Origin of the sequence: Mycobacterium sp., from assembly GCF_008709575.1 — a bacterium.
Taxonomy (GTDB): Bacteria; Actinomycetota; Actinomycetes; order Mycobacteriales; family Mycobacteriaceae; genus Mycobacterium.
This window is the reverse complement of record NZ_VYIK01000161.1, coordinates 305-1,323: the sequence shown is the minus strand read 5'-3', so window position 1 is coordinate 1,323 and position 1,019 is coordinate 305. Positions and strand designations below refer to the sequence as shown.

1 protein-coding gene is annotated in these 1,019 nt (G+C 63.3%); it reads left to right on the top strand.

Going from position 1 to position 1,019, the window contains the following annotated elements; genetic code table 11:
• Nucleotides 1-414: 414 nt before the first annotated feature.
• The coding region (locus F6Q13_RS17525) for an alpha/beta hydrolase fold domain-containing protein (protein WP_293059257.1) at nt 415-1,019 on the top strand (605 nt) is incomplete at its 3' end.

Genomic DNA, 1,019 nt, shown 5'->3' with positions numbered 1-1,019 from the left:
TACGTAACGATAATCCAGATATGACCCTTTCCGCATCGGTAAACGCCAACATGGTGTGCTCAACCCCAACACGACTGAGCGATGTCGCGGAAATGAATTGGACGAGGAAGAGCTCGATCACGCAGGCTTCGAACCTAAGGCGCTCGACGAACGTCACCGGCTTAACTCGCCGTACTTGACCAGTTCGGTTCGGAGGCAGCGTCGTTTCCGGGGCATGCCCCCAAGTGGAGAGCAAAGTGCGCTCTTTGGGGGGAAGCCTGCGATGGCTACGTCGGAGAGGATGGCGTAGAAGTCAACGAGATGCCCGCGCTGAGCGACAACGGATTCCCGGTCTAAAGTCGTGCAGCGGAGGGTGTTTCACGAAAGACAGGCGTTGTAATGGGGCTCTACGCGGCCGAGCGTGATGGCTTGCGTGTGAGCGCAGCTCGCGTGCTGAACGCCCGTGGGTTTCCAGTTAGCGACGGTGTTCGCGTCGAGGTCGTCGAGACCGGCCCCAGCATCGCTGGCCGGATGGTGGCGCTGACGTCGCGGCTGACGATTAGGCCCGCCCTGGCCGTAGGCAGCTATATCCCCCATCTGCCCTGGCCCTTTGGCATCGTCGACTTCGCCTGCCGGGTCTTGATTCCCGCCCCCGGCACCGTCCGGACGACAGTGAGTTTGCCTCACGCCAGCGCGCAGCTGGTGCGCGCCTCCGGGGTGCTGCCCGCGGATGTCAAGCGGCGGGTGGTGCTGTACTTGCACGGCGGCGCGTTTTTGACCTGTGGGGCGAACTCGCACAGCAGGGTGGTCAATGCGATCTCGAGATACGCCGACTCACCGGTGCTAGTGGTCAACTATCGGCTGATCCCCAAGCACTCGGTCGGCATGGCCCTCGACGACTGTCACGACGCATACCGCTGGCTGCGGCTGCGCGGATACGAGCCCGAGCAGATCGTGTTGGCGGGTGACTCGGCAGGCGGCTACCTTGCATTGGCACTGGCGCAGCGGCTGCAGCAGGACGACGAAGAGCCGGCGGCGCT